The organism is Methylibium sp. (assembly GCF_031393925.1).
Taxonomy (GTDB): Bacteria; Pseudomonadota; Gammaproteobacteria; order Burkholderiales; family Burkholderiaceae_C; genus Methylibium.
Genome location: NZ_JANMWL010000007.1, coordinates 1 through 4,949, shown reverse-complemented (window position 1 = coordinate 4,949; position 4,949 = coordinate 1). Strand labels below are relative to the sequence as shown.

General features: G+C 69.5%; 4 protein-coding genes, 1 tRNA gene and 1 other RNA gene. 4 read left to right on the top strand and 2 right to left on the bottom strand.

Annotated features, from left to right (window positions below):
* Window positions 1-1,176: DNA polymerase III subunit gamma/tau (dnaX, locus tag RMO12_RS00675; RefSeq protein ID WP_309637826.1), on the bottom strand; the 1,176-nt coding region annotated here is incomplete at its 3' end.
* A gap of 166 nt (window positions 1,177-1,342) precedes the next feature.
* Here dnaX and RMO12_RS00670 point away from each other — a divergent pair.
* Window positions 1,343-2,467: an AIR synthase related protein gene (locus RMO12_RS00670; RefSeq protein ID WP_309637825.1), complete on the top strand. Its 1,125-nt coding sequence runs from the start codon at window positions 1,343-1,345 to the stop codon at window positions 2,465-2,467.
* A gap of 102 nt (window positions 2,468-2,569) precedes the next feature.
* An RNA gene (ffs, locus tag RMO12_RS00665) (signal recognition particle sRNA small type) lies at window positions 2,570-2,668 on the top strand.
* A 71-nt stretch (window positions 2,669-2,739) separates the two neighbouring features.
* Here ffs and RMO12_RS00660 read toward each other — a convergent pair.
* Window positions 2,740-3,624 (bottom strand): alpha/beta hydrolase, encoded by an 885-nt coding sequence (locus tag RMO12_RS00660; RefSeq protein WP_309637824.1) that lies wholly within the window; start codon window positions 3,622-3,624, stop codon window positions 2,740-2,742.
* 53 nt (window positions 3,625-3,677) lie between these two features.
* On the opposite strand from RMO12_RS00660, the gene RMO12_RS00655 reads away from it, so the two are divergent.
* Window positions 3,678-4,556: an NAD(P)-dependent oxidoreductase gene (locus RMO12_RS00655; RefSeq protein WP_309637823.1), complete on the top strand. Its 879-nt coding sequence runs from the start codon at window positions 3,678-3,680 to the stop codon at window positions 4,554-4,556.
* Between the two features lie 33 nt (window positions 4,557-4,589).
* Window positions 4,590-4,665: transfer RNA gene (locus tag RMO12_RS00650), tRNA-Ala, on the top strand.
* Window positions 4,666-4,949 lie beyond the last annotated feature (284 nt).

The window sequence follows — 4,949 nt, the reverse complement described above, 5'->3', positions numbered from 1 at the left end:
CGGCACCGCGGGCGCAGGCGCGGGTGGCACAACGCGCGCCACCGATGGCGGCGCGGGCGCTCGCGGGGCCGCACCGGCCGGGCGGAACGCCAGCATGCGCAGCAACACCATCACCAGGCCGCTGTACTCGTCGGGCGCAAGCGCCAGCTCGCTGCGCCCGTGCAAGGCGATGCTGTAGAGCAGTTGCGTCTCGTCGGGCGGCAGCACGCCGGCCCGCTGTGCCAGCGCCGGGGATTCGGGGTCGTCGACATCGAGCGCGTCAGGCACCACCTGCAGCACCGCAAGCTGCTGCAGTAGCGTACACATCTCCTCGAGCGCACCCTCGGCCGACTGGCCCTCGGCGCGCAGACGGTCGGCCGTTGCCACCACGCCCGCGCCATCACCGGCCGCCAGCGCATCGAACAGCGCGTAGACCGGGCCGCGCCCCACGGTGCCGAGCATCTGCTGCACACCAGCTTCGGCGATGCTGCCGGCGCCGAACGCGATCGCCTGGTCGGTGAGCGAGAGCGCGTCGCGCATCGAGCCGCGCGCGGCACGTGCAAGCAGCCGCAACGCGGCCGCCTCGGCGGGGATGCCCTCGCTGGCAAGCACGTGCTGCAGATGAGCCTGGATCGTCTCGGGCGCCATCGGCCGCAGGTTGAATTGCAGGCAGCGCGAGAGCACCGTCGGCAACACCTTGTCCGGGTCGGTGGTCGCCAGCACGAACTTCAGGTACTCGGGCGGCTCTTCCAGCGTCTTGAGGAGCGCGTTGAACGAGTCCTTGGTGAGCTGGTGTACCTCGTCGATCATGAAGACCTTGAAGCGACCGACTGCGGGCTTGTAGGCGGCGCGCTCGAGCAGGTCGCGGATCTCGTCGATGCCGCGGTTGGAGGCGGCGTCCATCTCGACGTAATCGATGAAGCGGTCGGCGTCGATCTCGGTGCAGGCGCGGCACACGCCGCAGGGCCGTGGCGTGATGCCGCCATTGCCGTCGGGGCCGATGCAGTTGAGGCTCTTGGCGAGGATGCGCGCCACCGTGGTCTTGCCGACGCCGCGCGTGCCGGTGAAGAGGTAGGCATGGTGCAGCCGCTGCGAGGCCAGCGCGTTGGTCAGGGCCTTGACCACATGCTCCTGGCCCACCATCTGCTCGAAGTTCGGCGGACGGTATTTGCGGGCCAGCACCAGGGTGTTGCTCATCGACCGATTTTACGGGAGGAGCGAGTCGCCCTCGCCCTAGCGCAGCCCCCTCGGCCCGACCGCACCAAGGCCCACGACGCAAAGCCGTTCGTGCGCATGCGCGCCGGCCCATGCCGGTGTCGGGATAATCCCTTCGAACCGGATTCACCGCCACGCGCCCTTGCTCATGAACACCCAGCCGCCCCCGACCGACGCACCGCTCAGCTACGAACAGGCCGGCGTCGACTACGCGCTGATCGATCCGCTCAAGGTCGCCGCGCAGCGCGCCGCCAGGGACACCGCGTCGCAGCTCGCCGCACACGGCTTCAGCGAAGTGGCGGCTTCGCGCGGCGAGTCGGCCTACGTGGTCGATGTGGGGCCCTTCTACCTGGCCAGCATCGTCGAATGCCTGGGCTCCAAGGCGCTCGTGGCCGACGAGATGAAGGCGCTTACCGGCAAGAGCTACTACGCGTCGATCGCGCAGGACACCATCGCGATGGCGGTCAACGACCTCATCACCGTCGGCGCCACGCCGCTGGTGGTGCAAGCCTACTGGGCCGCGGGCGGCAGCGAGTGGTTCGCCGACGCCGAGCGTGCAGCGGCGCTGGTGGCCGGCTGGAAGCGCGCCTGCGAGATCTGCGGCGTCGCCTGGGGCGGCGGCGAAACGCCTGCGCTGGCCGGCATCGTGGAAGCGGGGCGCATCGACCTCGCGGCCTCGTGTACCGGCCTGGTCAATCCGAAGGAGCGTCTCTCGGTGGGTGACAAGCTCGCGCCGGGCGATGCGATCGTGCTGCTGGCTTCGAGCGGCATCCATGCCAACGGCCTGTCGCTCGCGCGCAAGCTGCTCGAGCGGCTGCCCGAGGGCTACCTCACCGAGGTGGCGCCGGGCTTGGCCTACGGCGAAGCGCTGCTCGCGCCGACCACGCTCTACTCACCCGTCACCGAGGCACTCTGGAAGGCCGGCATCGCGCCGCACTACAGCGCCAACATCACCGGCCACGGCTGGCGCAAGCTGCTGCGCCACCCGGCCGAGCACACCTACCGCATCCACACCGTGCCGCCGGTACCCAAGGTGCTGCGCTTCATCGCGGAGCACGCCGGCCACGACGCCCGCGAGGCCTACAGCACGCTCAACATGGGCGCGGGCTTTGCGCTGTTCGTGAAGGCTGACGATGCGGCGCGCACCGTCGAAGTGGCCAAGTCGCAAGGCGTCGATGCGTGGGTCGCGGGCGCCGTGGAGATGGGGCCGAAACAGTTGCTGATCGAGCCGATCGGCGTGCGCTTCGGCGACGACGACTTGCAGTTGCGCTAGCGTCGCTTGGCTCTTTCTCCCGCTCGCGGGAGAGGGAGGGTCGTCGCACATGAGGACCGAGGCGACCCAGGGGCTTCCTGGCCCGCCCCTACATTCGGCAGCGACGGGCCTCCGCGCATGGAGGCGCGGCCAAACGGGTCAGGTCGGGAACGAAGCAGCCCTAACCGTTAGCCTCCAGTGCCGGGGGAAAGGCTCGTCACCTCTCATTCATCAAGCTAAGCGCGGGCCATTCCGGTCGGCCGACCGCTCTGACGGCGAACCTCGCCCGGCACTCACGGCATTTGCAGCAGCTCCCAAGCCCGCGCGTGCAGCACCCCGACCGGCTCGGCCAGCGAATGCACGATGTCGAGGTGGTTGAAGCCGGGCACCGTCTCGCACACCGGCACGGCCTCGGCGCCCCAGGCGGCGCGGATCAGCGCGTTGTTGCGCAGGAACTCCTCGCTTTCGAGCGCACCTGCGGCGGCGTAGAGCGTGCGGCCGCGCGGTGCGGCAAAGCGTGCCGGGCTGAGTCGCGCCACGGCCTGCGTCGTCAGCCGCAGATCGGCTTTCAAGAAGGGCGTGCGGCGCACCGGGTCGAGTTCGTAGAGGCCCGAAATGCTGAGCGCGCGACGCACCAGATCGGCCGGCAGATCGGGCGCGACGGCGCGCCAGTCGCAGGCCAGCAGCATCGTTGCCAAATGACCGCCGGCCGAGTGGCCGACCAGGGTGATGCGTGCGGGGTCGCCGCCATGCTCGGCGGCATGGCGCCAGGTCCAGGCGAGCGCGCGCGCCATCTGCAGCGTGATCGTCGCCACGCTCACCGCCGGTGCGAGCGCGTAGTTGGGCATCACCACCAATGCACCGCCGCGCACGAAGCCCGGCGCGACGAAGCTGTGGTCGGCCTTGTCGAGCGAGCGCCACCAGCCACCATGAATGAACAACAACACCGGCGCGGCATGGCCGTTGGGGCGCGCACTCGGGAACACGTCCAGCGTTTCGTTCGGCCCGTCGCCGTAGCGCAGGTCGACGTGGCAGCGCAGCGCCTGGCGTGCCGCCGCCGAGTCGGCCGCCCAGCGCGCGAACAGCTGCGGATGTTCAGGAATGCGCGCGCGGTTGTTGTACTGAATGTCGAGCCAGTCGGGGTCGAGGCTGGCAGGCTGCGGCAGGAGTGTGTTCATGACCCACTTTCTATACTGCCGCGCACCCTCGATCACTGCGGAGTTCCCCGACGATGAAGCCAATCAAGACCTGCCTGCTCGGTTGCGGCCTCATGGGAAACCCGATGGCGCGCCGCCTGCTCGGCGCCGGCCTGGAGCTCACGGTGTGGAACCGCACCCGTGCCAAGGCCGAGGCGCTGGCCGCCCATGGCGCGCACGTCGCCGACACCGCCGCCGAAGCGGTGCGCCACGCTGGCGTGGTGATCACCATGCTCGAGCATGGCGGCGCGGTCGAGGAGCTGCTGTTCGCACGCGGCCTGGCCGAAGCGCTGCCGCGCGGCGCGCTGCTGGTCGACATGAGCTCGATCAAACCGGCCGAGGCGCGCGCCCATGCCGCGGCACTGGCCACGCGCGGCGTTGCGCATCTGGATGCTCCCGTGTCGGGCGGCACGGTCGGCGCGGCGGCTGGCACGCTGGCCATCATGGCGGGCGGCGAGGCGGCCGATTTCGAGCGGGCTCAGCCGCTGTTCGCCCCGCTCGGGCGCGCCACGCACGTCGGCCCGCACGGCGCCGGGCAGCTCGCCAAGCTGGCCAACCAGATGATCGTGGGCATCACCATCGGCGCGGTGGCCGAGGCGCTGCTGCTGGCCGAGCGCGGTGGCGCCGACCCGGCCAAGGTGCGCGAGGCGCTGCGCGGCGGCTTTGCCGACAGCCGCATCCTCGAGGTACACGGCCTGCGCATGGTCGAGCGCGATTTCGCCAAGCGCGCCGCCATCACGGTGCAGCTCAAAGACCTGCGCAATGCCTTGGCCACCGGCACCGAACTCGGCTTCGATGCGCCCATCACGACGCTGTTCGAGCAGCTCTACGCGAGTGCTGCCGAACACGGTTGGCCCGACGCGGACCATGCCGGCCTGTGGCTCGAACTGGCCCGCCGCAACGGCATGGGCTGAGGCGCCATCGGCTACACTTTCTTCGTTCTTCGTGGGGGGGTAGCTCAGCTGGGAGAGCGTCGCGTTCGCAATGCGAAGGTCGGGAGTTCGATCCTCCTCCTCTCCACCATATCTCCAATGAATACGGGCCTTTTGGCCCGTTTTCATTGCTTACCCACCATCTAGCCCACCTCTTGGCAGTGCGCTTGGATGCGTCACCCACAGACGCCGCTCGACGGTCATGCAGTATCCGGTGGCAACCACCCTACCGCATGTCATGACATCCCACCGCGAACCAGTATTCAGCCGCTCCGATTTCAAGCTGCTAGCACAGAGGCTCGAGCCGCAGTGGTTCACCGGCGAATCGGCCGGCCATGGCCACCGCATTGATGCCGATGGCTTCTGGCCCGATCG

Excerpts from the sequence above, each read along its gene's own strand:
- RMO12_RS00660 (WP_309637824.1), bottom strand. The coding sequence starts at position 3,624 with ATGAACACACTCCTGCCGCAGCCTGCCAGCCTCGACCCCGACTGGCTC.
- RMO12_RS00670 (WP_309637825.1), top strand. The coding sequence starts at position 1,343 with ATGAACACCCAGCCGCCCCCGACCGACGCACCGCTCAGCTACGAACAG.
- RMO12_RS00655 (WP_309637823.1), top strand. The coding sequence starts at position 3,678 with ATGAAGCCAATCAAGACCTGCCTGCTCGGTTGCGGCCTCATGGGAAAC.